The organism is Erythrobacter sp. R86502 (assembly GCF_042466465.1).
Lineage (GTDB): Bacteria > Pseudomonadota > Alphaproteobacteria > Sphingomonadales > Sphingomonadaceae > Erythrobacter.
Map to the genome: position 1 here is coordinate 2,419,270 of NZ_JAXHCJ010000001.1, position 24,174 is coordinate 2,443,443.

Genomic DNA, 24,174 nt, shown 5'->3' on the forward strand with positions numbered 1-24,174 from the left:
CTGCTCATCCTGCATGACCGGCTTCGCTTGGGCGTAATATTATTGTGCCGGATTGTTGTTATCGTATCGGGCAGCGATACGCCGATCCGCCCACGCCGCGCAAGCGCGATGATTGCGTGGGGCGATGTTAGCGTATCAGGTGACAGGTACGGTGTTGCACGCCTCCAGCGTGGCCTCGAGGCTGCGAATACGTGCCTCGGGATCATAGGTCGCTCCGCACAGCAGGATTTCATCGGCCCCGGTGCGTGCGACAAAGGCCGCGATCTGTTCGCGAACCTGCGACGCGGTGCCCACCGCAGCCGCCTGGCCCAGATGGGCAAGCATCGCCTGCGCCTGCGCGGGCAAGGTATTGGCATAGTCTGCAATTGGCGGTGGCAGCTTGCCCGGTGTCCCGCTGCGCAACCGTACAAAGCTTTGCTGCTGGCTTGACGCAAGCAGATGCGCTTCGGCTTCGGTATCGGCGGCAAAAACGTTCATCGCCACCATGACATGCGGTTTGTCCAACGCCTCGGACGGCTGGAAATCGCGGCGATAGACTGCCAGCGCGCTATCGAGATGATCGGGCGCAAAATGCGCCGCAAAGGCATAGGGCAGGCCCAACTGGGCAGCAAGCTGCGCACCGAACAGGCTTGACCCCAGCATCCACATTTCCACCTGCGCGCCAAGGCCGGGTGTGGCCGCAATCGGCAGGTCGAGGTTGCCCGTCAGCAATGCGCGCAGTTCAGCCACATCCTGCGGGAAATACTCTGCCGCCTGATGCAGGTTTTTGCGCAGCGCCCGCTGCAATTCGGGCCCGGCGCCCGGCGCGCGGCCCAGTCCTAGGTCGATCCGTCCAGGGAACAGCGCATCCAGCGTGCCGAACTGTTCGGCGATCTGGAACGGCGTGTGGTTGGGCAGCATGATCCCGCCCGATCCGATGCGGATGCGGCGCGTGGCGTTGCCGATATGCGCCAGCACCACCGATGTCGCCCCGCCTGCAATCCCGTCCATCGCGTGATGTTCGGCCACCCAGAAACGATCGCATCCCAGCGCATCGGCGGCGCGGGCGAGATCGGTGGTGGCGGCAAAAGCCTCTGTCAATGTGCCGCCTTCGCGGACCGGCACCAGATCGAGAACGGAAAAGCGGGTCATGATCGGGGTTTCTCCTGCGGGGGGGCAGTGTCTTGCGGTGCGCCAAGTTGCGCCAGGTAATCTGTGGCCGTTGCGGCGGCCGGCGTGTCGGGTGCGATGGCCAACACCGATTGCCAGCTGGCGCGCGCCGCATCATCGCGTCCGGCAAGCACGGCGATAACACCAGCTTCCAGTCCCACATCGGTATTGCCGGGCATCAATGCAACTGCACGCTCGATTGCGCTCTGCGCATCGCCGAGACGGTCAAGCCGCCGCAGCAACGTGGCTTTCAGCAGCCAGGCCTCGCCGCGCTCTGGCGACAGCGCCGTGGCCAATTCGAGCGCCGCCAAACCTGCGTCACTCTGCCCCAGCGCCACCAAGGCACGGGCGCGGTCAGTGGCGGCGATCGCTTCGAGCGCGGTTGATCCGGCTGCGCGGGCATCGGTTTCGGCAGCCGTCAGCAAAGTCAGTGCGCCCTGCGCATCGCCGCCCGCAAGCGCAGCGTTTCCGGCCAGGGCGGCAAAGCGGGCGCGGGTGCGCTGTTCATCATCCGGGGTTTCATCGCGAGCAGCAACAAAGGCGGCGCGCGCATCGTCCCACAGGTTCAGCGCGCTGGACGCGGTGCCAAGGCACAGATTGGCCAGAACACGGTCCGGGCCGGTGGTTTCGCTGCGACGAATTTGCGCCGCCGTGTGCGCGCGCGCAGGATCGTCGGCCAACTGATCGAGGCACGTTTCAAACCAGGCGCTCGTCGCGTTCAGTTCTGTCTGTACAGCGGCGGGTCTGGCTGGCCGGTCACGCACCAGATCGTCATTGGGAATCGCCCCCGTCATCGGGTTGGGGCCAACCTGCAGCAGCAAGGCAAGAAGCAGAGACGTCGTTTGCACCTTGGGGTTCTATCCGTAATATTCGGCCACGAGGGCCTTGATGGCTGCGATATCGCTGTCGCGCGACAGGCGGTGATCGCCGTCTTCTATCAGAACCACCTGAACATCGTCCGACTGCAACGCCGTTTCAAGGCGCAGGCTGATGGTCCACGGCACATCGGCGTCGGCCTTGCCGTGGATCAGCCGCACCGGGCAGGACAGATCGATCGCGTGGTCCAGCCGCAGGTGACATTCGGCATCGGCGAAGAATTTGGCATGGGTGGGCGTGGGTTCGGGGCCATAGGGGTTGGGTTCGTAAATCGTTGCGCCCGCCGCCAGCGCGTCGCGCTGTTTATCGCTATAGCCCCAGCGCGTGAAATCGGGCGCGGGCGCAATCCCGATAAGACCCGCCAGCCGGTGTTTCAGATGTTCGGCCACGAGCAGCATCAGCCAGCCGCCCATCGACGATCCCACCAGCAGCACCGGCCCGCTGACATAGCTTTCGACCAGCGCCAGAACCTCGTCACGCCAGCCGCTCAACGTTCCATTGACAAAATCGCCTGCGCTGTGGCCGCAGCCTGAATAATCGAGCAGGAGACAGGCGCGCCCCTTCGCCTCGGCCTCGGCAAAGAGCGCGGTCGCCTTGCTCCCTGTCATGTCCGACATATAGCCGGGCAGAAAGACAAGACAGGGGGATGTCTGGGGGCTGCTGCCCGGCGTGTAGCGGAAGGCGACGCGGCGGCCGTCGTAAAGCGTGTGGTGCATCAGGTCAGTCATGCCGCTTCCATGCCTTGCCGAACGGCGCAAAGGCAACCACAGTATCGGGTATTGTCATCGGGCGGCTGTCACAGCAGCGCAACCGGAGAGGAATAACCCGCCGCCATGTTCAAAACCGATACCGCCGCCCAGCCGGCTTCATCCGCAACGGCGCTAACCCGCCGCCATCTGTTCACGCTTGCCGTCGCAGGTGCGGCGTTCGCCGCTGCGCCGCTGGCCGCGCGCAGTTTCGGAACCGGGTTCACGCACAATGTTGCCAGCGGCGAGCCTTCGGCCCAATCGGTGCTGCTGTGGACGCGCTACGTGGCCGAAGCGGACACCGCACTGACATGGCAGGTCAGCGCGAGCGAGGATTTCGCGGCACCGGTTGCCGAAGGCAGCGTGACAGCTTCGGCCAGCCGCGACTGGTGCGCCAAGGGCGTGGCCACCGGCCTTGCGCCGGATCGCTGGTATTTCTTCCGCTTCATGGCGCCCGATGGCACCGCCTCGCCCACGGGGCGCACCCGCACGCTGCCGGTGGACACTACATCGAAGTTCCGGCTGGCAGTGTTTTCCTGCTCCAACTTCGGATTTGGCTGGTTCAATGCCTATGGTCACGCGGTCGAGGCGAACGATGCCGATCTGGCGGTGCATCTGGGCGATTACATCTACGAATATGGCGCGGGGACCTATCCCAACGCGGGGCAGGGATTGCCCGAACGTGTGCTGGCGCCCGCGACGGAAATCGTCGCGCTCACCGATTACCGCCTGCGCTATGCCACCTACCGCGCCGATCCCGATTGTCAGCGGCTGCATCAGGTGCTGCCGATGATCGCGGTGTGGGACGACCATGAAAGCGCGAACGACAGCTACGAAAACGGCGCGCAGAATCATCAGCCCGATACCGAAGGCGACTGGCAGGTGCGCAAGGCCGCTGCCAAACAAGCCTACCGCGAATGGATGCCGGTGTCCGATGCGCCCTATGCCGCCTATCAGGTTGGCGATCTGGCCACCTTGCTGCGGCTCGACACCCGGCTCGAAGGGCGCGAACAGCCGTTCAGTCTGGAACAGGTGCTGGCGGGCAAAACCGATCCGCAAGCGGCGATGGCCGCGCTCGATACCTTCCGCGATGGGGACTGGGCCCATCCCGATCGCCAATTGCTGGGGGCTGCGCAGGAAACGTGGCTGTCTGAAAGCCTCGCTACTTCAACCTCCGCCGGCACGCATTGGCAGGTGCTGGTGCAGCAGGTGCTGATCGGCAACCTCAAAAGCCCGCAGGCGCTCGCCGGGATGCTGGGCGATGGCTTGCCCGATTTCGTGCGCCAGCGTCTTGCTGCGGCGGGCATGGCGAGCAAGGCAGGCCTGCCGCTCAACATGGATGCCTGGGACGGATATCCCGCCGCGCGCGAGCGTGTATTCACAGCGGCGCTCAACGCCGATGCCAACCTGATCGTGCTGGCGGGCGACACCCACAATGGCTGGGCCTTCGATCTGACGCAGGACGGCGCGGCGGTGGGCGTCGAACTCGGCGTGTGTTCGGTCAGTTCCCCCGGCTTTGAAAGCTATCTCGGCTTCATCAAGCCCGACACGCTGGCAAGCGCGCTGGTGGCCGAGAATGAACAGCTCCAATGGGCCGACACCGCGCAGCGCGGTTATATGGTTGTGGAGCTGACCCCGGCGCGGGCAATGACCGAATATCGGTTCAGCACCGGGGTCAAACAGCGTTCAACGCGGCTTGCAGGCACCAAGCGGATCATGACGGAAAAGGGCAGCGGTACGCTGGAAGTCTAGGTTGCCGGCTAGTGACGGCTTGTTAAGCCATCGGCGCTATCTTTCGCTCCCTGTTGAAAGGGAGGACGCAGACGTGCGCATGATAGGCTTGGCAGGAGCCGCCTCGGTGATCGGCGGCGGGGCGTGGTTGGGAGGCGCCTTCGATCAGGGCGAATTTTATCCCATGGCCCCCACGGCGGTCGAGGCGCGCTTGGCCGGGTTGCAGTTGGGCCCGGAAGCTGGCGATTTGGGCGGGCCGGGCGATATGCGGTTGTTGCTGCGCAGCCGCGGGCCAGGGTTGGTGCGATGGGATGTGATGGCCGGCCCGCAGAAAATGGCGCAGGTGCGCGCCCATCTGGCGCCCGAGGATACCGGTACGCGGGTTTCGATAACATTCGCCTTCACCGATGCTGACGCGATCATGGGCCTTGGCGAAGACCCCCTGATCAACGACATCGCACGGATTGCGATGGAAGAGAAAATCGATGCCGCGCTGGATGGGCGGGCGTTTGATCAGCAGCTGATGCAGGCCAAACTGGCTGCGGCAGTGGCGGCCAATCCGGGCGCGGTGGCCACGATGCAGAAGACCTTGCAAGAAAACGTCGCCAAGGAACTGCGCAGCATCGAAAGCGCGCCCGCGCTCGGTCCGGGATACGAACGGCGAACGAAGGTGGGGCAGCCTTTGCCCCCACCCGATTTCAGTAAAACCCATGCCGATGGCGGCTGGGGCCGCGACTAATCACGGGTAAAAATCGCCTCGATCGGCAGGCCAAACAGATCGGCAATCGTGAAAGCCAGCGGGAGCGACGGGTCGTAGCGTCCCTTTTCGATCGCGTTCACGCTTTGCCGGCTCACCCCCAGCCGGTCGGCCAGGTCCTGCTGGCTCCAGTCCCGCTCGGCACGCAGGATTTTCAGGCGGTTGTTCACGCGCAGCCCCCGTCGCCCACGGTAAAGCGGTTGATCACCTGCCCTACCGCCAGACCCACGCACCAGATCGGGAAGACATAGAACACCGGCAGGCGGGGTACGCTTGCGAACAGTTCGACAAGGCCCCACCCCCCGCAAATCGACAGGGTGATCGCCGAAGCCCACAGCATCTTGCGAACTTCCAGCATCCGCAGATATTCGTCCTGCATTTCCACCAGCAGGCGCCCCATGTTCCAGATCCAGCCCAGCACGACGAAGCCGGGCAGCAGCGCAAAGGCGATCACCATCGGCGTGGGCGCGGCATCATCGGGGACGAACAGCGAAGCCAGCAACACCAGCGCAAGGTAAAGCGCAGTCAGCGCCAGATGGACGCGGAAATAACGGCGCATCGCCGGTGTGCGCGTGGTCATGCTGCCTTGCCTTTGCCGAATGCACGGCACGCTGGCTGGCGGGACACGATGAACGGCACCACCGCCAACGGCGCATATTGCGCAACCGCTTCGGGGACGATGTCGAACACGGCAAGCAAAGCGACCCCCATGACGGCGGCGCTGAGGATGAGAGCGAATTTGATATTGCTCATGGAAAGCTCCTTTTTCAAAATGGCAAGCTACCTTTACAATTCGATTCTCAGCTATGTCAAGCAGGCTTTCCATTTTATCGATGCAAAGCAACCGTGCAGCTATCGCATGTCAGGTTGCGCGTGACTCGTGGGGCGCGGCGAATTATGTCTGTGTGCATGGCCCGCCTGCTGACCACCACTGCCACCACCACAACCCGGACTATCCGGGGGCGGGGGGCTGTGCGCTAGACGCCAGGCCCGCCGCCCGGTTCGGGGCGGCGCGGTGTCCCTCCCGAATTGGTTCTTCGCACAACACCGCTCTTCCGGTGCGTCAGCCTTTGCCCTAAGGCGCGCCCAAACGAGACGGAACTGCGATGATGACCGAACTTCTCAAGATCAGCCTGCCCGATGGATCGGTGCGCGAAGTGCCTCCTGGCTCGACCCCGGCAGATATCGCCGCTGCAATCGGCCCCGGCCTTGCCAAGGCCGCGATTGCCGCGCGCGTCGACGGTGAGCTGCGCGACCTGACCCGGCCTTTCGATGGCGATGCGAACCTTGCGCTGGTGACGAGCCGTGACGAGGCTGATGCGCTCGAACTCGCGCGGCACGATTACGCGCACATCCTCGCCGAAGCGGTGCAAGCGCTGTTCCCCGGCACGCAGATCACCTTCGGCCCTTCGACCGACGATGGCTTCTACTATGACGTGAAGGCGCCCGACACGCGCGAGCCGTTCAGCATGGACGATCTGCCCGCGATCGAAGACGAAATGCGCCGCATCATCCGCGCCGACAAGCCGCTGCGCCGCGAGGTCTGGACCCGCGAAGACCTAATCGCCAAGTGGGCGGGCGAGGGCGAGACCTTCAAGGCCGAATGGGCCAAGGAACTGCCCGAAGGCGAGGAACTGACGGTCTATTGGTCGGGTGAAGACTGGCTCGACATGTGCCGCGGCCCGCACCTGCCCTCGACCGGGAAGCTTGACCCCGATGCCTTCAAGCTGATGCGCGTCGCCGGCGCTTACTGGCGCGGCGATCAGAACAATGCGCAGCTTACCCGCATCTACGGCACCGGTTGGCTCAACAAGAAGCAATTGAACGCCCACCTTACCCGGCTGGAGGAAGCCGCCAAGCGCGACCACCGCAAGCTGGGCCGCGAAATGGACCTGTTCCACTTGCAGGAAGAGGCGCACGGAAGCGTCTTCTGGCACCCCAAGGGCTACCGCATCTGGCGCGAACTCGAAGCCTATATGCGCCGCAAGATGGACGGCAGCGGCTACCGCGAGATCAAGACCCCGCAGCTGATGGACGTGCGCCAGTGGACGCAATCGGGCCACTGGGGGAAATACGCGCAGAACATGTTCGCGGTGCCCGACATGGTCCCCGAAGTGGATGAAGACAGCGGCGCGGCCTCCCCCAAGGTGGCCGACGATGCCGAGTGGCTGGCGATCAAGCCGATGAACTGCCCGGCGCATGTGATGGTCTTCAAGCAGGGGATCACTTCCTACCGCGATCTGCCGATCCGGCTGGGCGAAATGGGCTGCTGCCACCGCAACGAGCCCCACGGCGCGCTGCACGGGCTGATGCGGGTGCGCCAGTTCACGCAGGACGATGCGCATATCTTCTGCACCGAAGCGCAGGTGGTGGCCGAGGTGCAGGCGTTCCTTGCACTCGCCAATTCGGTCTATCGCGATTTCGGCTTCACCTATGAAATCAAGCTCGCCCTGCGCCCCGAAAAGCGCTTCGGCAGCGAAGCGGATTGGGACAAGGCCGAGCAGGAACTGCGCGATGCTTTGACGGCGAACGGGCTGGAGTGGGAGGAACTCCCCGGCGAAGGCGCGTTCTATGCCCCCAAGCTCGAATGGCACCTGACCGACGCGATCGGGCGCACCTGGCAGGTCGGCACGATCCAGTCCGACCGCGTGCTGCCCGAGCGGCTCGATGCCCACTACATCGGCGAGGACGGCGAGAAGCACCGCCCGGTGATGCTCCACCGCGCGATCTTCGGGAGCTACGAACGCTTCATCGGCATCCTGATCGAACACTTCGCCGGACGCCTGCCGACTTGGCTTTCCCCGGTGCAGGCGGTGGTGGCAACGATCGTGTCGGACGCGGATGGTTATGCCGCCGAGGTTGAAGCGCAATTGCGCGCCGCGGGCATCCGGGTCGAAACCGACCTGCGCAACGAAAAGATCAACTACAAGGTGCGCGAACACTCGCTCGCCAAGGTTCCGCATCTGTTGGTGGTCGGCAAGCGTGAGGCCGATGAAGGCACCGTGGCGGTGCGCACATTGGGCGCGGAACACCAGAAGGTGATGCCGCTGGCCGAAGCGATCGCGATGCTGCGCGCCGAAGGCACACCGCCGGATCTGAAAACGGAGAACTGACGATGAAAACCGCGTTCGCCTTTGCCGCTGCACTGCTCCTCGCCGCCTGCGGGGCCGAAACCGCCGACGTGCCGGTTGCCGAAGCCACGGTCGATCATGCCGCGATGGGGCACGATATGGGCGCGGCCACGCCCGGCGAACTGACCGAGGCGCAGGCCGCCTACAAGGCGGTGAACGACACGATGCACGCCGGCATGGCCGACATTCCCGCCGACCCCGATGTCGCCTTCATGCAAGGGATGCTGGCCCACCACGAAGGCGCGGTCGCGATGTCGCAGGTGGCGCTGAAATACGCCAAGGACGATCAGGCGCGCGATCTCGCCAACCGGGTCATCGCCGCGCAAAAGCAGGAAATTGCTGAGATGGAAGCCTGGCTCAAGGCGCGCGGCGTCCGCTAGGCTGGTGGAGGTTTTCGCAGGCTTCACCGCAGTCCAGATCGCGGTTGCGTTTGCAGCGGCGCTGGGATCGGCGTTCGTTCGCGGACTGACCGGATTTGGCATGGCGATCCTGCTTGTTCCGGTGCTGGCACTCGCCCTGCCGCCGGTCGAAGCCGTGGTGCTTGCCAACGCACTTTCGCTGATGATCGGGGCTACCGAGATCCGGATGCTGGTGCGCAATGCCGAACCGACCGCGTGGGTCATCAGCACCATGGCGGTGCTGACGACGCCGTTTGGCCTGTGGGCGCTGTCGATGACCGGCAATGACGTGGCGCGGCTGGTGATCGCGCTTATCGCGCTCAGCGCGTTTCTGGCGATCCTGCTTCCGCGCCGCGGCGAAAGCGTGCCGGGCCGGGCGGTGACGGGGGGCGTGGGTTTGCTGAGCGGCCTGATGACGGGCTATGCCGGAATGCCGGGACCGCCGGTGGTACCGTATTACGCCGGGCGCACGCTGCCACGCATCACGATCAAGGCCTCGATGCAGCTGATCTTCACCATCGCAGCAACCGCAGGGCTGGGCAGCGCTGTGTGGCTGGGTGTTTTGCGGGCGGAACTGCTGCTATTTGCAGCCGTGATGCTGCCGATGATCCTTGCCGGAAACGCACTGGGCGCGCGGGTGTCCGGGCGAATCAGCGATCCGATCTGGCGGGCGGTGGTCGGATTGATACTGGGCGGTGCAGCAGCGGCGGCATTGGCGCGCCTGATCTGATCCGCAAGCGGCGCAATCAGATTGGCAGGGCCTGCCCTGCAAACACCAGCGCGGCGGCACAGCCCAGCACGATTGTCCGGCGCGCCGCTTCGAACGGATCGACCCGGGTGACAAAGACGAGCGGCAGGGCCAGAGCGTGAGCACGGTTCATGGTTTTGCACTCTCGCCCCAAAATCCTAACGAAGCGTTAAGGCGCACCCTCGGTCGGCATCTGCTGGCTGGCGCAGTGGAACCCACCGCCGCCTGCCAGCACGGCCTCGCCCGGCAGGCCGATCGTGTCACGGTCAGGGAAAAGCGCGGCAATGGCAGCGACCCCTTCGGCATCATGCGGACTGCCGAACGTGGGCACCACCACGAGATGCGTGGTGATGGCAAAGTTCACATAACTTGCCGGCTCGACCACCCCGTCGCGGATCAGCAGGCCGGGCGAAGGGATCCGCACCACTTCGACGCCGAACGCGTCCGCCCGCGCCGCCGCATCGGCATAGATCGCGGCGTTGGGATCATCGGTGCCCGTCGCTTGCGGCACCACCAGCCGGTTCGGCCCGACAAAGCGCGAAAGGTTGTCGACATGCCCGTCGGTGTGGTCGTTGATCAGCCCATCGCCCAGCCACAGCACGCGGGTAAAGCCCAGCTGCGCCGCCAGTTCCGCCTCGATCTGCTCGCGGGTCAGGGCGGGGTTGCGATTGGGGTTGAGCAGGCATTGCTCGGTCGTCGCCACCAGCCCGGTGCCATCACCGTCAACCGCCCCGCCTTCCAGGATCATCGGGATCGCAGTAACGGGAAGCCCGGCGTCACGCGCCAATTCGGCCCCGATTTCCTGATCGCCGGGCATCAGATATTTCTCGCCCCAGCCGTTGAAGCCGAAGCGGCGGGCGATGCGTGTCCGCCCGTCCGACACCACCAGCGGCCCGGTGTCGCGCAGCCAGACATCGCCGTAAACCCGCCGCTCCAGCGTCACCTTGTCGCTGACAAGCTGGCGCGCGCGGGCTTCATTCGCGGCGTCGCGCACCAGCAGACGAACCTCTTGCCCGCTGTCGGCCACCGCAGACGCAAACGCGGCCATCTGTTCCTGCGCCGGTTCAAGCCAGCCAGGCCATTCTTCGGCCAAGTGCGGAAAGCCGATCCACAGCCAGTCCTGCGGAGCCCATTCGGGCGGCATAAGGGCTGACATTTCGCCCTCAGCAGCCCGCGGTGCTGCCAGCGCAAGACCGATCGCGCACGGCCTTGAACTCGTCACCTTCGTTCCAGTTGGGCCAGCTTGTGCTCATCGAAAGTGCGCGGCCGATGCGGTAATACAGCTGAAGATCAGCCATCACGCCCGACCAGTCCCAGGCTTCGTTGAATTCATCCTTCGGCCCGTGGTAGCGGTTTTCGGTGTAATCGGCGGCCACCGCGGCGCCGGCCTCGGTTCCGCCATCGATCAGATCCTCGCCCCCATCAATATACAGCATCGGTACGCCTTCCTTGGCGAAGGCAAAGTGATCCGAACGGTAGTAATATCCTGCTTCGGGCTTGGGATTGGGGGTGGCGACGCGGCCATCGGCCTTCAACGCGGCATCAAGGAACAGGTCAAGCTGCGACTTGCCCGGCCCTACCACGGTCACGTCCTTTGCCGGCCCTGCCACCTGAAAGGCGTCCATGTTGATCCCGCCCACGGTCTGCGCCAGCGGGAAGACCGGATTTTCGGCGTAATATTTCGCGCCGAGCAGCCCTGATTCCTCCGCCGTCACAGCCAGGAACACAAGGCTGCGGCGCGCCGGACCGGCCTTGGCGTGCGCTTCGGCCAGCGCCACCAGCGCGGCGGTGCCCGTGGCATTGTCGACCGCGCCATTGCAGATGTCATCGCCATCGGGCGCAGGCGTGCAGCGCCCCAGATGATCCCAATGCGCGGTGTGCATCACGTATTCGTCGGGCGCCTCGTAGCCGGGCAGGATGCCGATGATGTTGTGCGAGGTGATGCTGCGGAAGGTGCTGGCAAAGCGCGTCGACGCGGTCAGGCCCAGCGGAACCGCCTTGAACCCTTTCGCCTGCGCAGCCCGGGTCAGCGCGTCCAGATCCTGCCCTGCGGCGGCAAGCACCTTGCGCGCGGCGTCTTCGGTGACCCAGCCGTTCATCTGCGTCAGCGGCGGCGCGTTCTCGCCGCGCTGGGCATAGGCCTGCGGCCCGGTCCACGAACTTTCGACAACGTTCCAGCCATAGCTGGCAGGCGCGGTCTGATGAACGATCAGCGCGCCCGCCGCACCCTGCCTTGCAGCCTCTTCATATTTGTAGGTCCAGCGACCGTAGTAGGTCATCGCCTTGCCATTGAAGGTGCCATCAAGGCCGCTTGTCTGCCAATCGGGATCATTGACGAGGATCACCACCGTCTTGCCGCGCACATCGACCCCGGCGTAATCGTTCCAGCCGCGTTCGGGCGCATTGATGCCGTAACCCACGAACACCAGCTCGCTATCTGCAATCGCGGTCGCGGCGTCTTCGCGATAGGTTACGCCCACCCAGTCCTTGCGGAATGCAAAGCTGAGGTCGGTGCCTTTGCCGCTGATCGTGAGCGGCGCGTAATCGCTGCCCGTAATCTCCACCAGCGGGACTTCCTGCACCCACGAATCGCCATTGCCGGGCCTGAGCCCTGCCGCCTTGAAGCGTTCGGTCATCAGCGCGATGGTCTTGTCTTCGCCGGGGGTGCCGGGCATCCGGCCTTCGAACGCATCGCTGGACAAGGTGCGGGTGACGTCTTTCATGGTGCTTTGCGACAGCTGGCCCGGTTGCGCTGCGGGAATATCCAGCCCCGCGACGGCCTGACTGTCGGTCATCGTCTGGCATCCGGCCAGGGTCAGCGCCGCTGCCGTGACCGCGAAGAGCGCGGAATGTCTGAGTGCCATGGCGATAAGTCTCCGGTGAAAGTGTCACGTTCAGACACGATCCATTGCAGAGCGGGAAGTGCGGTGCAAGCACGGGGCGTGAACACAGGGGTCAAGAACGGGCCCCCCTTGCCGCAGCCGCGGCGCGGGGCCAGAGAGGCTGGCAATGGGCAACCGACCAACCCCTGACTGGGACAGCGCGCTGCACCGCGCCCGCACCCATGCGCCATTTCTCGCCCGCGCGCTGGAACGCCAGCCGGAACTTGCCGCGCTGCTTGCCGCAGGTGACGGCGACGCGGCGCTGGCTTGGGCACGCCAGCAGGGCGAGGGCGCCGACGCCGAGGTCGCATTGCGGCGCGAACGGCTGGCGCTTGCTGCCGCGCTGGCAGTGGGCGATCTGGCCGGCGCCTTCCCGCTGACGCAGGTGGTGAGCGAACTGACTGCCTTTGCCGACCATGCGCTCGATCGCGCCATCCGCACCGCGATCGCCGAACGCACCGACCGCGATTCGACCGACGGCTTCATCGCGCTGGCGCTGGGCAAACAGGGCGCGGGCGAGCTCAATTATTCATCCGATATCGACCCGATCCTGCTGTTTGACCGCGAACGGCTGGCCCGGCGCGCGTCGGACGATCCGGGTGAGGCCGCGCAACGCTATGCGCGGCGGATCGTGGCGCTGCTTTCATCCAGCACCGCCGATGGCTACGCGCTGCGGGTCGATCTGCGGCTCAGGCCCGCAAGCGAGATCAGCCCGCTTGCCGTACCGGTCGGCTCGGCGCTGACACATTATCAGGGCGCGGCGCTGGCGTGGGAACGCGCCGCCTTCACCCGCGCCCGCGCCGCCGCGGGTGACATCGCCGCGGGCAAGGCGTTTCTGGCCCAGATCCGCCCGTTCGTATGGCGCGCGCAGCTCGATTTTGGGGCGGTTGAAGAAATTCGCGCCTTGACGCTGCGGATTCGCGAAAGCCACCAGGGCCCGCGCACGCCGGGCGGCGGGTTCGACGTAAAACGCGGACGCGGCGGCATCCGCGAAATCGAATTTTACGCCCAGACGCACCAGCTGATCCATGGGGGCCGCGATTCGTCGCTGCGTGTGCGCGGGACGCGCGCAGCGCTTGACCGGCTCGCCGCCGCCGGGTGGATACCCGCCGACAATGCGCATGTTCTGGGTCAGGCTTACGACCGGCTGCGGCAGGTCGAACACCGGCTGCAGATGGTCTATGACCGCCAGACCCATGCGCTTCCCGATGGCGCGGCGCTGGACAATGTCGCGCAGCTTGATGGGCTGGAAGACGGCGCGGCGCTGGTCGCGGAACTGACCGCGATCACCGCGCGGACGGCGCGCATCTATGAAGAACTGATCGGAACCCCGGACGCCGCCCCCGCCCCCGTTGCAATGCCGGTCAGTGCGCTTACCCGAAATCTGGGCGAATGGGGCTTTCCCGAACCTGACATTCTTGCCGAACGGATCGAGGCATGGCGCGATGGCCGCTTTGCCGCGATCCGTTCCCCGCAGGCGGTGACGGCATGGGACAGGCTTGCACCTGTCCTGCTTGAAGCGATGGCGCAATCCGATGATCCGATGCGCGCGGTAACTCGCTGGGAACGCATCATCGAAACCGTGCCCAGCGCGATCACCACCTTCCGCCTGCTTGATGCGCGGCCCGATCTGACACAGCGTCTGGTCGCCGCGCTGACACTGGCCCCGGTGCTGTCGGACGAACTGGCGCGCAAACCCGAACTGCTCGACACGCTGATCGACAAGGATGCGCTCGACCTGCCGGGGGATGTGCCGCAGATCATGGCACGCATGCGCGGTGCTGCGATCCGTGCCGATTACGAAGCGCTGCTTGATGCAATCCGCATCGTCACCGGCGAAATCCGCTTCGCTCTGGGGATCCAGCTGATCGAAGGGTTGGCCGATCCGCTGGCAATCGCCCGCGCCCTGTCACGCACTGCCGAGGCTGCGATGCAGCTGGCAGCGCAGGCCACGATAGAAGAGTTTGCAGCCAAGCATGGCGAGGTGGCGGGAAGCGAACTGCTGATCCTCGGGCTTGGGCGCTTGGGCGGCGGCGCGCTGACCCACGCCTCGGACCTCGATATCGTCTATCTCTTCACCGGCGATTTCGCCGCCCAGTCCGATGGCCCGAGGCCGCTGGGGGCGACGACCTATTACAACCGCCTTGCCAGCCGTGTCAGCGCCGCGCTCTCGGTGCCGACCGCGCAAGGCGCTCTGTATGAGGTCGACACGCGGCTCAGGCCGCAGGGCAACCAAGGCCCGCTGGCGGTCAGCTGCGAAGCGTTCGGCAAGTATCAGCGCGAGGCGGCGTGGACGTGGGAGCACATGGCCCTCGCCCGCGCGCGCGTGCTTTACGGTTCCCCGCCCGCACGCGCCGAGCTCGAAGGCGTGCTGGCCGAGGTGCTGCGCGACCCGCGCGAAAAAGCGGCGCTGCGCGATGCGGTGCTGGGGATGCGCGCCGAGATGGCCAGGCACAAGCCGCCCACCGGCCCGCTCGATGCCAAGCTGGCGCGTGGGGGCCTCGTCGATATCGAGTTTCTGGTCCACTACCTGCAATTGAGGGGCGAAACCGCCGATGGCCGCCCGCTCGCCGAGGCCGCGATGGATGCGCTCTCGCCCGATCTTGGACAGGCGATCGCCGGGCTGGCGGCGGCGGGCCTGATCCCCGCCGATCTGGCCGAGCCGCACGCACTGATGACCCGGATGCTGGTCGCCGGACGCCTGCTCGCCCCCGATGGCCGCGAACCCCCGCCTTCGGGTGCGCGTGCGCTGGCGCGGGCGTGCGGAGAGGATAGCTACGAAGGCCTGCTGGAAGCCTTTGCCGCCGCACGGCAGCAGGTTGCGGCTGCTTGGAAACAAATTCTGGGCCCAGACATTCTCGGTCCCGAACAGGAGATTCGCGCATGACCACTTTTCCCGGCGTCGGTGACGCCATCCCCGATATTGCGATGGAAACGCCCGAAGGCGGCAGCGTCAAACCGTCCGACTTTGCCGGATCGAAGCTGGTGATCTTCTTCTATCCCAAGGACGACACCCCCGGTTGCACCACCGAAAACAAGGATTTCTCCGCGCTGAAGGACGCGTTCGAAGCCGCTGGCACCAAGCTGCTCGGCGTCAGCAAGGACCCGGCCAAGAAGCACGCGAAGTTCATCGCCAAGCACGGCCTCACCGCACCATTGGCGACCGATGCCGAAGAAGGCGGGCTGTCCGATGCGCTGGGCGTATGGGGGGAAAAGCAGATGTACGGCAAGACCTATATGGGCATGGTGCGCGCAACCTATCTGGTTGATGCACATGGCACGATTGCGCAGGTCTGGCCCAAGGTGAAGGTCGCCGGCCACGCCGAAGATGTGCTGGCGGCCGCAAGGGCGCTGTGACCGCTCCTGTGCAAACTGTCGCCCGCGCCATCCGCACCGCGCTGTGCACCGCAGATCCGCGTGCCAAGTGTTTTGCCGCGCGCGACGTGGCGCGGGCGTGGCGGCGCGGCGCCCTGGTATGGGACTTCGATGTCGCCATGCCCGATCAGCCCGCTTGGCCCGATGCGCCCGATCTGCTTCCTCCCAGCCAGATGCCCAAGCGGCGCAAAGGCGGATCCGAACGGGGCCGGATCGCGCTGTGGCACAGTCTGGCGCATATCGAATTCGTCGCGATCGATCTGGCGCTCGATATGGCGGGACGGTTTGGCGCGCAGATGGGCGCAGAGTTTGTCGGCGATTTTCTGGATGTGGCCGCTGACGAGGCGATGCATTTCGCGCTGCTGGCGCGCAAGCTGGAACAACTGGGCAGCCAATACGGCGCGCTTCCTGCCCATGCGGGGCTGTGGGAGGCGGCGCATGAAACCCGGCACGACGTGGCGGCGCGGCTGGCGGTGGTTCCGATGGTGCTTGAAGCGCGCGGGCTGGATGTCACCCCGGCCACATTGGAACGGGTCAAGGCGAGCGGCGATGACCGCGGCGCAAAAATTCTGGCACGCATTCTTGACGACGAAATTCGCCACGTCGGATTCGGCGCAAAACACTTTAAGCGTTGTGCCGAAATGAAGCAGGAGCCGGCCGAATCTTATTGGCGCAGATTGGTAAAACTCCATTTTCGCGGTTTTGTTCGCCCTCCATTCAACGACTCAGCGCGTCTTGAAGCCGGTTTATCGCGTGATTTCTATGCAGAGATTGCGCATTAACGACTCACCCGGATAACCAAATTCCAGCGAAGGCGCGCAAGACGACGTGTCGGAATAATCCAACGGTGCCGCTTCAAAAAAAAGGCGGGCCGCAATCGGGAACCGGGTCAGTTATGAAATTCGACGTGCGCCGCGTAATGAAGCTCGCTGCTACAGCTTGCTCTGCAATTCTGGTTTCCGCCGCCGCTCCGGCTTTTGCCAACACCGCGAACACTGCAACCACCGCAGATATGGTCGAACCCGTCCGCGAAGCGCATGGCGATGCGGTCGACAACGGCGACACCCGCTTCAAGTCGCTGTTTTCAAGCATGACGGCTCTCGAACGCGCCGCCCCCACGCTTGGCACCGGCGAACAGGTTGCCGCGTTTTCCTCACCCATCCCGCAGCGCACCGTTTCGGTGCCGTCGCGCATGCCGCTTGAAGGCGCTGCGCTGACCAGCGGTTTCGGGATGCGCACGCACCCCGTGCTTGGCGGCCGCCGCGCCCATTCGGGCATTGATCTGGCCGCACCAACCGGAACCCCGGTTTATGCCACCGCTGATGGCGTGATCGGCCGCGCCGACTGGTTCTCAAGCTACGGCCTGTTCATCAGCATCAATCATGGTGCGTCGATGGAAACCCGCTTTGCGCATCTGTCGCGTCTTGCCGTGGCTGCGGGCGATTACGTCAAGAAGGGCGACCTGATCGGCTATGTCGGTTCGACTGGCCGCTCGACCGGCCCGCACCTGCATTACGAAGTCCGCGTCGACGGGCTTGCAGTCAATCCGATTCCGTATATGGTTGAGAGCGAAGCACAGCTTGCCTACGCCCGCGATGCCCGGTTGACCGGTCAGGGCGGCGAATAAGCTGCAAGATATTGCCCGCTGCAAGCGGGCCGGACATTGGAGAGGGTGTCCGAACATTGGCGGCGGGTTTACCCGCCGCCTTTTTTTGTGCCCAATGCCCGCGCGGTCTCGCCACAAAGATAAGTAGCAATTTCGATACCGTTTTTGCTTGCGGGTCGCCCTGCCTCGCGTAACTTCCTGTCCCAAGCCGCGCACGCTCACAAGCAGTGACCGGCAAGGGAGAGAGAACACATGTCGATGCATCCGATCGCGCACGCCGCGACCCGCCCCGATCATCCTGCTGTCATCATGACCGGATCGGGAAAGCAGATCACCTATGGCGCGATGGACGCGGAATCGAACCGTCTGGCCCACCTGCTGCGCGCGCGCGGGATCAAGGCAGGCGATGCCTTTGCCGTTCTGCTGGAAAACAGGATCGAATATTTCACGCTGATCTGGGGCTCGCAGCGCGCTGGCACGATGCTGGTGCCGATCTCGTCGCGGCTGACCGCGCCTGAGGCCGCCTATATCATCCGCGACGCGCAGGCTACGCTGCTGATCACTAGCGGCCATTTTGCAGATGTGCTGGAGGGCATCCGCGCCGAATGTCCCGGACTCACAGTGCTGGTGATGGACAGCGCGGACGGGGAAGACTTTGCCGCCGCGCTGGCCGCGCAGCCTTCCGATCCGATCCCCGATCCCAGCGCAGGCGTGGTGATGCTCTATTCCAGCGGGACCACCGGGCGGCCCAAGGGCATCCGCCCTGCCCCGCCCGAAGACCCCGATCCGCAGGCCACCGTGCCGCTGGTGGGGCTGGCGGTGATGGGGGCCGGGATGCCGACCGATGGGTCGATGGTCTACCTCTCCCCCGCGCCGCTGTATCACGCCGCGCCGATTGGCTGGTGTTCGGTTGTCCACCGCCTGGGCGGGACGGTGGTGATGATGGAGAAGTTCGAGCCCGAAGACGCCCTGGAGGCAATCGAGACATACAAGGTGACCGACAGCCAGTGGGTGCCGACGCACTTCGTGCGCTTCCTGAAGCTCGATCCCGAAGTGCGCAGCCGGTACGACCTTTCCAGCCACCAGCGCGCGCTTCACGCCGCGGCGCCCTGCCCGGTGCCGATCAAGCGTGAGATGATCGAGTGGTGGGGCAACATCGTGAATGAATATTACGCGGGGAGCGAAGGCATCGGGATGACCATGATCCGTTCCGCGGACTGGCTGACGCACCCCGGCAGCGTCGGCAAGGCGATCTATGGCACGTTGCACGTCTGCGGGCCTGACGGGACCGAGCTGGCTCCGGATCAGGACGGGCTGATCTATTTCGAGAACGCGCTGCTGCCCACCTATCACAATGATCCCGCCAAAACCGCCGAGGCGATGCACACCAAAGGCTGGATGACGCTGGGCGATATCGGGCATCTGGATGCCGACGGCTTCCTGTTCCTGACCGACCGCAAGAGCCACATGATCATCAGCGGCGGGGTCAACATCTACCCGCAGGAGATCGAGAACCTGCTGGTCACGCACCCCAGGGTCATGGACGCCGCCGTGATCGGCGCGCCCTGCCCCGACTTGGGCGAAAAGGTGGTGGCGGTGGTTCAGCCACGCGACATGGCCGATGCCCTGAAGGACGGCGGCGCGGCGCTGGAGGCGGAATTGCGCGATTTCCTTTCCGCCAGCCTGTCGAAGATCAAGATGCCCAAACTGTTCGATTTCCGCCCCGAACTGCCGCGTGAAGCCAATGGCAAGCTCTACAAGCGCGAGCTGCGCGATGAATACGCCGCGCGCGCCCAAGAAGCAGCGGCATGAGCGCGCCGGCGGTGATCCCCGGCGACATTGCGCGCCGGGTGATCGACCCGCACGCCTATGCCGAATGGGACGGGCTGCTCGATACCTTCGATGCCATCCGCGCCGAAACGCCGGTCGCGAAGGTGCAGCCCGATACGCCGGGCCTGTTCGATCCGTTCTGGCTGGTCACTCGCTATGACGATGTGATGCGGATGTCGAAAGACAATGCTGCCTTCCTCAACAACCCGCGTCCGGTGGTGTTCAGCTTCAGCGAGGCGATTCGTTTCAGCCGCGCGGCGACGGGATCGAACATGCTGGTCGATTCGCTGGTGGTGTTCGATGCGCCGATCCACCCGAAATATCGCAAGCTGACGCAGGAATGGTTCATGCCGAGGAACCTCGCCCGGCTGGAAGATGAACTGCGCGCACTGGCGGCGCAGATGGTCGACCGGATGATCGGACAAGGGCCGGAAGTGGACTTCGTGAAGCAGGTTTCGGGCCCCTATCCCTTGCGCGTCGTCATGCAGATCCTTGGCGTTCCGCCGGAGGACGAGCCGCGCATGCAGATGCTTACCCAGCAATTGTTCGGCGGGCAGGACAAGGATCTCTCGGGCTCCGGCATGGACAAGATGACGCCCGAACAGGTGGTGCAGATCGTTGCAGGCGCGGTAAAGACCTTCGAGGATTACTTTGCGCAGCTTGCCGAAGAGCGCCGCCGCAACCCCAACGATGATGTCGCCAGCGTGATCGCCAATGCGCTGGTCGATGGCCAGCCGCTGCCACCGCGCGACATGGCGGGTTATTACATCATCGTCGCCACCGCCGGTCATGATACTACCAGCGCCTCAACCGCTGGCGCGATGCAGGCGCTCGCCCACGACCCGGAACAATACGCCCGCGTGCGCGCAGACCGCTCGCTGCTGCCCGGCATCGTCGAGGAAGCGATCCGCTGGACCTCCCCCGTGCAGCACTTCATGCGTACCGCCGCGCAGGACTGCGAGTTGGGCGGGCAGGCAATCAAGGCGGGCGACTGGCTGATGATGAATTACGTCGCCGCCAACCATGATCCCGCGCAGTTCCCCGACCCCCGGCGGTTCGATGCCGCTCGTTCGCCCAACCGCCACCTCGCCTTCGGCGCGGGCGCGCACCAGTGCCTTGGCCTGCATCTGGCGCGGCTGGAAATGCGCATCCTGTTCGAAGCGATCCTCGACCGGGTGGCGCATGTCGAACCAGCGGGCGAGGCACGGCGCGCCAACAGCACCTTTGTCGGCGGTCTCAAAACCTTGCCGCTGTGCATCACGTCTGCCTGAAAATCGGCCGCACCGCGTCCGATTGTGCTTTGGCTTCAACGGCTTTTGGCCTAGTTTTCGGGGTATGGGATTTTCAGTTCGCCTTGCACAGGCGCCGGTTGCGGCATGAACCTGCTTGAACCGCACAACCTGCCGTTCCTGATCGCGTTTGCCCTGCTGGCCATCATCGCCTTGCTGCAAGTCAGCGGCGTGGGCGAGGCGATCGAAGGCGCAACCGAAATCGATTCGCCTGACGGGCTCGAAATGGGCAGTTTTGGCGAAGCGCTGACCACGCTGCTGGGGCTGGGCCGTGTGCCGCTGCTGATCTGGCTGGCGGCGTTGCTGTTCGTGTTCGCCACTGTTGGCGTGATCGGGCAAGCAGTGCTGACGAACATGCTGGGTGCGCCGCTTTCGGCCGGATGGGCCGCGCTGGCTGCGGGCGCGGCTGCGCTGCCGCTCAACAGCCTTGCCATGCGTCCGATCGGTGCGATCATGCCCAAGGATGAAACCACCGCTATAGACATCGACGATCTGGTGCGGCGCGATGCCGAAATCCAGATAGGCACCGCCCGCGCCGGATCGCCCGCACGCGCCAAGGTGATCGACATGCACGGGCAAGCCCATTTCGTGATGGTGGAACCGCACGATCAGACACTCGAATTGAATGCAGGCGATACCGTCCTGCTGGTGCGCCGTGAAGGGCAGACCTTCTACGGCGTGCACTATGAAAGCCCGTTGCTTGGGCTGAACACTTAAGGGGAACGCAAATGGCTTTGACCACAACCGGAGAGTCGGGGGCGACGGAGCTTCTTAGCTCATCCGGAGGCTTGATTTCTTATTTGGCGATCGGCGCGGCCGGGTTGATCTTCGTGATCATCGTCCTGACCTTTCTGGCGCGGCTCTATCGCCGCGCATCGAAAGAAACCGCCTTTGTGCGCACCGGTCTGGGCGGAGAGCGCGTGGTGATGAATGGCGGCGCGCTGGTATTCCCGGTGTTCCACGAAACCATGCCGGTCAACATGAACACGCTGGTGCTTCCAGTGGTGCGCCGCGACAGCGAGGCGCTGATCACGCTCGACCGGCTGCGGATCGACGTGAAGGCCGAATTCTACGTGCGTGTCCGCCCTGACGCGAATGCGATTGCGATGGCCGCGCAAACGCTGGGCCAACGCACGATGCAGCCAGACCTGCTAAAGGATCTGGTCGAAGGCAAGTTCGTCGACGCGCTGCGCTCGGTTGCGGCGGGCATGACCATGAACGAACTGCACGAACAGCGCGCAGATTTCGTTCAAAAGGTGCAACAGGTCAGCTCCAACGACTTGGCAATGAACGGGCTGGAGCTGGAATCGGTTTCGCTCACTGGGCTCGACCAGACCAGCATCGAACACTTCAACGCCAACAACGCCTTTGACGCCGAAGGTCTGACCAAGCTGACCGAGCAAATCGAAGCGCGCAAAAAGCTGCGCAACGATATCGAACAGGACACCCGCGTCCAGATCGAAACCAAGAACCTGCAAGCCAGCCAGAAGAGCTTCGAAATCGCGCGCGATCAGGAATATGCGCGATTGGAACAGGAACGCGAAGTCGAAGTGCGGCGCGCAGGCCAGACCGCCGAAATCGCCCGCGAACAAGCCGAACGCAACCGCGAGGCCGATGCCGCGAAGATCGAAGCCAAGAAGCAGGTCGATGCCCAGCAGATCGAAGCGGATCGCCTCGTCGAGGAGGCGCGCATCATCCAGCAGCGCGCGCTCGAAATCGCCCGTCAGGAACAGCAGATCGCGGTGCAGAACAAATCGCGCGAGGAAAGCCAGGCCAAGGCGGAGGCCGATGACGCCCGCGCCAAGGCGGTCGAGGCCGAGGAACGCGTGGCCACCGCGCGCGAAAGCGAGATTGCCGAACGCCAGAAAAAGATCGAACTGATCGAAGCTGCCAAGCAGGCCGAACGTGACGCCATCGGGGTCAAGGTGCAGGCCGAAGCGGAAAAGGATGCCGCCAGCAACCGCGCCGAAGCGCTCCGGCTCGAAGCCCAGGGCGAGGCCGAGGCCGAAAAGTTGCGCGCCGAAGCGGCGGCCGTGCGGTTCGAGGTCGAGGCCGCAGGCCAACGCGCGATCAACGAGGCCGCCAATATCCTTTCCAACGATCAGATCAGCCTGCAGACCAAGCTGGCGCTGCTCAAGGTGCTGCCCGAAGTCATCCGCGAAAGCGCCAAACCGATGGAAGCGATCGATTCGATCAAGATCGTGCAGGTCGACGGGCTCACCAATGGCGGGCGCGCGGGCCATGACGGCAATGGTTCCGGCGGCGGTTCCGGCGGCGGTGCATCGGGGAACCTTGCCAGTGATGCGGTATCAGCAGCGCTGGCTTACCGGGCGCAGGCCCCCGTGCTTGACGGGCTGATGAAGGAACTGGGGCTGGACGGATCGTCGCTGTCCGGGCTGGTAAAGGGCGCCGCGGATGCCGAGGCAGCGCCTGAGCCAGCGCCTGCGCCGCAAAAGGCTGTTGCAAGGGCGAATGAAGCGGACTCCGCACCAGCAGACGACGAAGCGGCCGAGTGATCTTCCCTGCGCGGGGGGCCATCATGCCTGCCCGCGCACCTGCTTTCCTACATGCATCCGAAATGCCAGCATCGCGCCCATGATCCTGCGCAATGATCGTTCAAACCTGCCTTCTGCAAACCAGCGAAAGGATCACAGGTTTTTCGTCTCAAGACAGTGTCTCATGTGTCTCCAACAGGCATGGGCGACAGCATAAACGCGGATGGCGTTACTTCAGCAAATCCAGCGCAATCGCCCGCACCTCAGCGCCCATGTCGGCGCGGGCCAGTGCTATCGCCAGCGTTGCTTCAACAAAGCCGACCTTGCTGCCGCAGTCATAGCGGTTGCCATCGAAGGTTACGGCATGGAACGGTTGAGTTCCGATCATCTTGGCCATGGCATCGGTAAGCTGGATTTCCCCGCCTGCGCCCTTGCCCTGGTTTTCCAGCACCCGCATGACTTCGGGCTGAAGGATATAGCGGCCCGAAACGATCTTGTTCGACGGCGCATCGGCTTGCGCCGGCTTTTCCACCAAGCCGCGCACCTCGGTCAGCGCACCGTTCGCATCGCCCGGATCGATCACGCCGTAGCTGGAGACTTGCGTCATCGGCACTTCCAGCACCGAGATCAGATTGCCGCCGACCTGTTCGTAAGCCTGCACCATCTGCTTCATGCAGCCAGTACCGCCTTCCTTCGCGACCATCAGTTCATCGGGCAGGAAGATCGCGAAGGGCTCGTCACCCACGATGGCGCGGGCGCACCAGATCGCGTGGCCAAGGCCCATGGGCACCTGCTGGCGCACCGCGATGATATCGCCCGGAGTGGCCCGTGCGCAATCGAGCACGGACAGATCCTTGCCGCGTTCGGACATCGTCTGTTCAAGTTCGAAAGCGATGTCGAAATGTTCGACGATCCCGGTCTTGCCGCGCCCGGTGACGAAGATCATCTGTTCGATGCCCGCTTCGCGCGCTTCGTCCACAGCGTACTGGATCAGCGGGCGATCCACGACCGGCAGCAGTTCCTTGGGAACCACCTTGGTCGCGGGGAGAAACCGGGTGCCAAGCCCGGCGACAGGAAAAACAGCTTTGCGGATCGGTTTGGGAGGCATGTGTCACCCTTGATGGCTGCTTGCGTCAATCGTGCGATCCCTGCGCCGTGCCT

Annotated in this window: 23 protein-coding genes; 13 read left to right on the forward strand and 10 right to left on the reverse strand. The window is 64.5% G+C overall.

Annotation, left to right across the window (positions count from 1 at the left end; translation table 11 throughout):
* Positions 1–135 precede the first annotated feature (135 nt).
* Genes SJY33_RS11610 through SJY33_RS11620 form a run of 3 tightly spaced genes read right to left on the reverse strand, consistent with a single transcriptional unit; the run spans position 136 to position 2,753 of the window.
* Positions 136–1,131 (reverse strand): LLM class flavin-dependent oxidoreductase, encoded by a 996-nt coding sequence (locus tag SJY33_RS11610; RefSeq protein WP_379922925.1) that lies wholly within the window; start codon positions 1,129–1,131, stop codon positions 136–138.
* Positions 1,128–1,997, reverse strand: a complete 870-nt coding sequence (locus SJY33_RS11615; RefSeq protein WP_379922926.1) for a hypothetical protein — start codon at positions 1,995–1,997, stop codon at positions 1,128–1,130. The genes SJY33_RS11610 and SJY33_RS11615 overlap by 4 nt, the downstream gene beginning before the upstream one ends.
* A 9-nt stretch (positions 1,998–2,006) precedes the next feature.
* Positions 2,007–2,753 (reverse strand): alpha/beta hydrolase, encoded by a 747-nt coding sequence (locus tag SJY33_RS11620; RefSeq protein ID WP_379922927.1) that lies wholly within the window; start codon positions 2,751–2,753, stop codon positions 2,007–2,009.
* A gap of 105 nt (positions 2,754–2,858) precedes the next feature.
* Here SJY33_RS11620 and SJY33_RS11625 point away from each other — a divergent pair, with 105 nt between their 5' ends.
* Both SJY33_RS11625 and SJY33_RS11630 read left to right on the forward strand, forming a co-directional pair.
* A complete protein-coding gene (locus tag SJY33_RS11625; protein ID WP_379922928.1) occupies positions 2,859–4,523 on the forward strand; it encodes an alkaline phosphatase D family protein in 1,665 nt (554 codons plus the stop codon).
* A gap of 73 nt (positions 4,524–4,596) precedes the next feature.
* On the forward strand, positions 4,597–5,241 hold the full coding sequence (locus SJY33_RS11630) for a hypothetical protein (RefSeq protein WP_379922929.1): 645 nt from the start codon (positions 4,597–4,599) through the stop codon (positions 5,239–5,241).
* Here the strand turns inward: SJY33_RS11630 and SJY33_RS11635 are convergent.
* The 3 genes from SJY33_RS11635 to SJY33_RS11645 are packed head-to-tail and all read right to left on the reverse strand — an operon-like array spanning position 5,238 to position 6,012.
* Positions 5,238–5,429: a helix-turn-helix transcriptional regulator gene (locus tag SJY33_RS11635; RefSeq protein ID WP_379922930.1), complete on the reverse strand. Its 192-nt coding sequence runs from the start codon at positions 5,427–5,429 to the stop codon at positions 5,238–5,240. The genes SJY33_RS11630 and SJY33_RS11635 overlap by 4 nt on opposite strands.
* The gene (locus SJY33_RS11640; protein WP_379922931.1) at positions 5,426–5,839 is read right to left on the reverse strand and encodes a hypothetical protein; all 414 of its coding nucleotides are present in this window, start codon (positions 5,837–5,839) and stop codon (positions 5,426–5,428) included. Before SJY33_RS11640 ends, SJY33_RS11635 begins: the two co-directional genes overlap by 4 nt.
* Positions 5,836–6,012 (reverse strand): hypothetical protein, encoded by a 177-nt coding sequence (locus SJY33_RS11645; protein WP_379922932.1) that lies wholly within the window; start codon positions 6,010–6,012, stop codon positions 5,836–5,838. The genes SJY33_RS11640 and SJY33_RS11645 overlap by 4 nt, the downstream gene beginning before the upstream one ends.
* Positions 6,013–6,368: 356 nt before the next feature.
* On the opposite strand from SJY33_RS11645, the gene thrS reads away from it, so the two are divergent.
* The 3 genes from thrS to SJY33_RS11660 are packed head-to-tail and all read left to right on the forward strand — an operon-like array spanning position 6,369 to position 9,518.
* Positions 6,369–8,372 carry a threonine--tRNA ligase gene (gene thrS, locus SJY33_RS11650; RefSeq protein ID WP_379923582.1) on the forward strand — a complete coding sequence of 668 codons (2,004 nt, stop codon included), beginning with the start codon at positions 6,369–6,371 and terminating at the stop codon, positions 8,370–8,372.
* Positions 8,373–8,374: 2 nt separating this feature from the next.
* Positions 8,375–8,770, forward strand: a complete 396-nt coding sequence (locus SJY33_RS11655; RefSeq protein ID WP_379922933.1) for a DUF305 domain-containing protein — start codon at positions 8,375–8,377, stop codon at positions 8,768–8,770.
* A gap of 4 nt (positions 8,771–8,774) precedes the next feature.
* A complete protein-coding gene (locus SJY33_RS11660) occupies positions 8,775–9,518 on the forward strand; it encodes a TSUP family transporter (RefSeq protein WP_379922934.1) in 744 nt (247 codons plus the stop codon).
* A gap of 16 nt (positions 9,519–9,534) precedes the next feature.
* Here the strand turns inward: SJY33_RS11660 and SJY33_RS11665 are convergent, their stop codons facing one another.
* The 3 genes from SJY33_RS11665 to SJY33_RS11675 are packed head-to-tail and all read right to left on the reverse strand — an operon-like array spanning position 9,535 to position 12,400.
* Entirely contained in the window at positions 9,535–9,669 is a 135-nt protein-coding gene (locus SJY33_RS11665) for a hypothetical protein (RefSeq protein ID WP_379922935.1), read from the reverse strand.
* Between the two features lie 36 nt (positions 9,670–9,705).
* A complete protein-coding gene (locus SJY33_RS11670; protein ID WP_379922936.1) occupies positions 9,706–10,692 on the reverse strand; it encodes an agmatine deiminase family protein in 987 nt (328 codons plus the stop codon).
* A gap of 7 nt (positions 10,693–10,699) precedes the next feature.
* Complete coding sequence (locus SJY33_RS11675; RefSeq protein ID WP_379922938.1) at positions 10,700–12,400, reverse strand: M28 family metallopeptidase; 1,701 nt, start codon at positions 12,398–12,400, stop codon at positions 10,700–10,702.
* Positions 12,401–12,545: 145 nt separating this feature from the next.
* On the opposite strand from SJY33_RS11675, the gene glnE reads away from it, so the two are divergent.
* From glnE to SJY33_RS11715, 8 genes are all read left to right on the forward strand, one after another.
* Positions 12,546–15,305, forward strand: a complete 2,760-nt coding sequence (gene glnE, locus SJY33_RS11680; RefSeq protein WP_379922939.1) for a bifunctional [glutamate--ammonia ligase]-adenylyl-L-tyrosine phosphorylase/[glutamate--ammonia-ligase] adenylyltransferase — start codon at positions 12,546–12,548, stop codon at positions 15,303–15,305.
* Positions 15,302–15,775: a peroxiredoxin gene (locus tag SJY33_RS11685; RefSeq protein WP_379922940.1), complete on the forward strand. Its 474-nt coding sequence runs from the start codon at positions 15,302–15,304 to the stop codon at positions 15,773–15,775. Before glnE ends, SJY33_RS11685 begins: the two co-directional genes overlap by 4 nt.
* Positions 15,772–16,575, forward strand: a complete 804-nt coding sequence (locus SJY33_RS11690) for a ferritin-like domain-containing protein (RefSeq protein WP_379922941.1) — start codon at positions 15,772–15,774, stop codon at positions 16,573–16,575. The genes SJY33_RS11685 and SJY33_RS11690 overlap by 4 nt, the downstream gene beginning before the upstream one ends.
* A 113-nt stretch (positions 16,576–16,688) precedes the next feature.
* A complete protein-coding gene (locus SJY33_RS11695) occupies positions 16,689–17,420 on the forward strand; it encodes a M23 family metallopeptidase (protein WP_379922942.1) in 732 nt (243 codons plus the stop codon).
* 237 nt (positions 17,421–17,657) lie between these two features.
* Positions 17,658–19,211 (forward strand): acyl-CoA synthetase, encoded by a 1,554-nt coding sequence (locus tag SJY33_RS11700; RefSeq protein WP_379923583.1) that lies wholly within the window; start codon positions 17,658–17,660, stop codon positions 19,209–19,211.
* Positions 19,208–20,500, forward strand: coding sequence for a cytochrome P450 (locus SJY33_RS11705; protein WP_379922943.1), 1,293 nt, complete (start codon positions 19,208–19,210; stop codon positions 20,498–20,500). Before SJY33_RS11700 ends, SJY33_RS11705 begins: the two co-directional genes overlap by 4 nt.
* Before the next feature lie 105 nt (positions 20,501–20,605).
* Positions 20,606–21,235: an OB-fold-containig protein gene (locus SJY33_RS11710; protein ID WP_379922944.1), complete on the forward strand. Its 630-nt coding sequence runs from the start codon at positions 20,606–20,608 to the stop codon at positions 21,233–21,235.
* Between the two features lie 11 nt (positions 21,236–21,246).
* Positions 21,247–23,034 carry a flotillin family protein gene (locus SJY33_RS11715; RefSeq protein ID WP_379922945.1) on the forward strand — a complete coding sequence of 596 codons (1,788 nt, stop codon included), beginning with the start codon at positions 21,247–21,249 and terminating at the stop codon, positions 23,032–23,034.
* Between the two features lie 208 nt (positions 23,035–23,242).
* On the opposite strand, the gene SJY33_RS11720 is transcribed toward SJY33_RS11715, so the two are convergent.
* A complete protein-coding gene (locus SJY33_RS11720) occupies positions 23,243–24,121 on the reverse strand; it encodes a UTP--glucose-1-phosphate uridylyltransferase (RefSeq protein WP_379922946.1) in 879 nt (292 codons plus the stop codon).
* Positions 24,122–24,174: the final 53 nt, after the last annotated feature.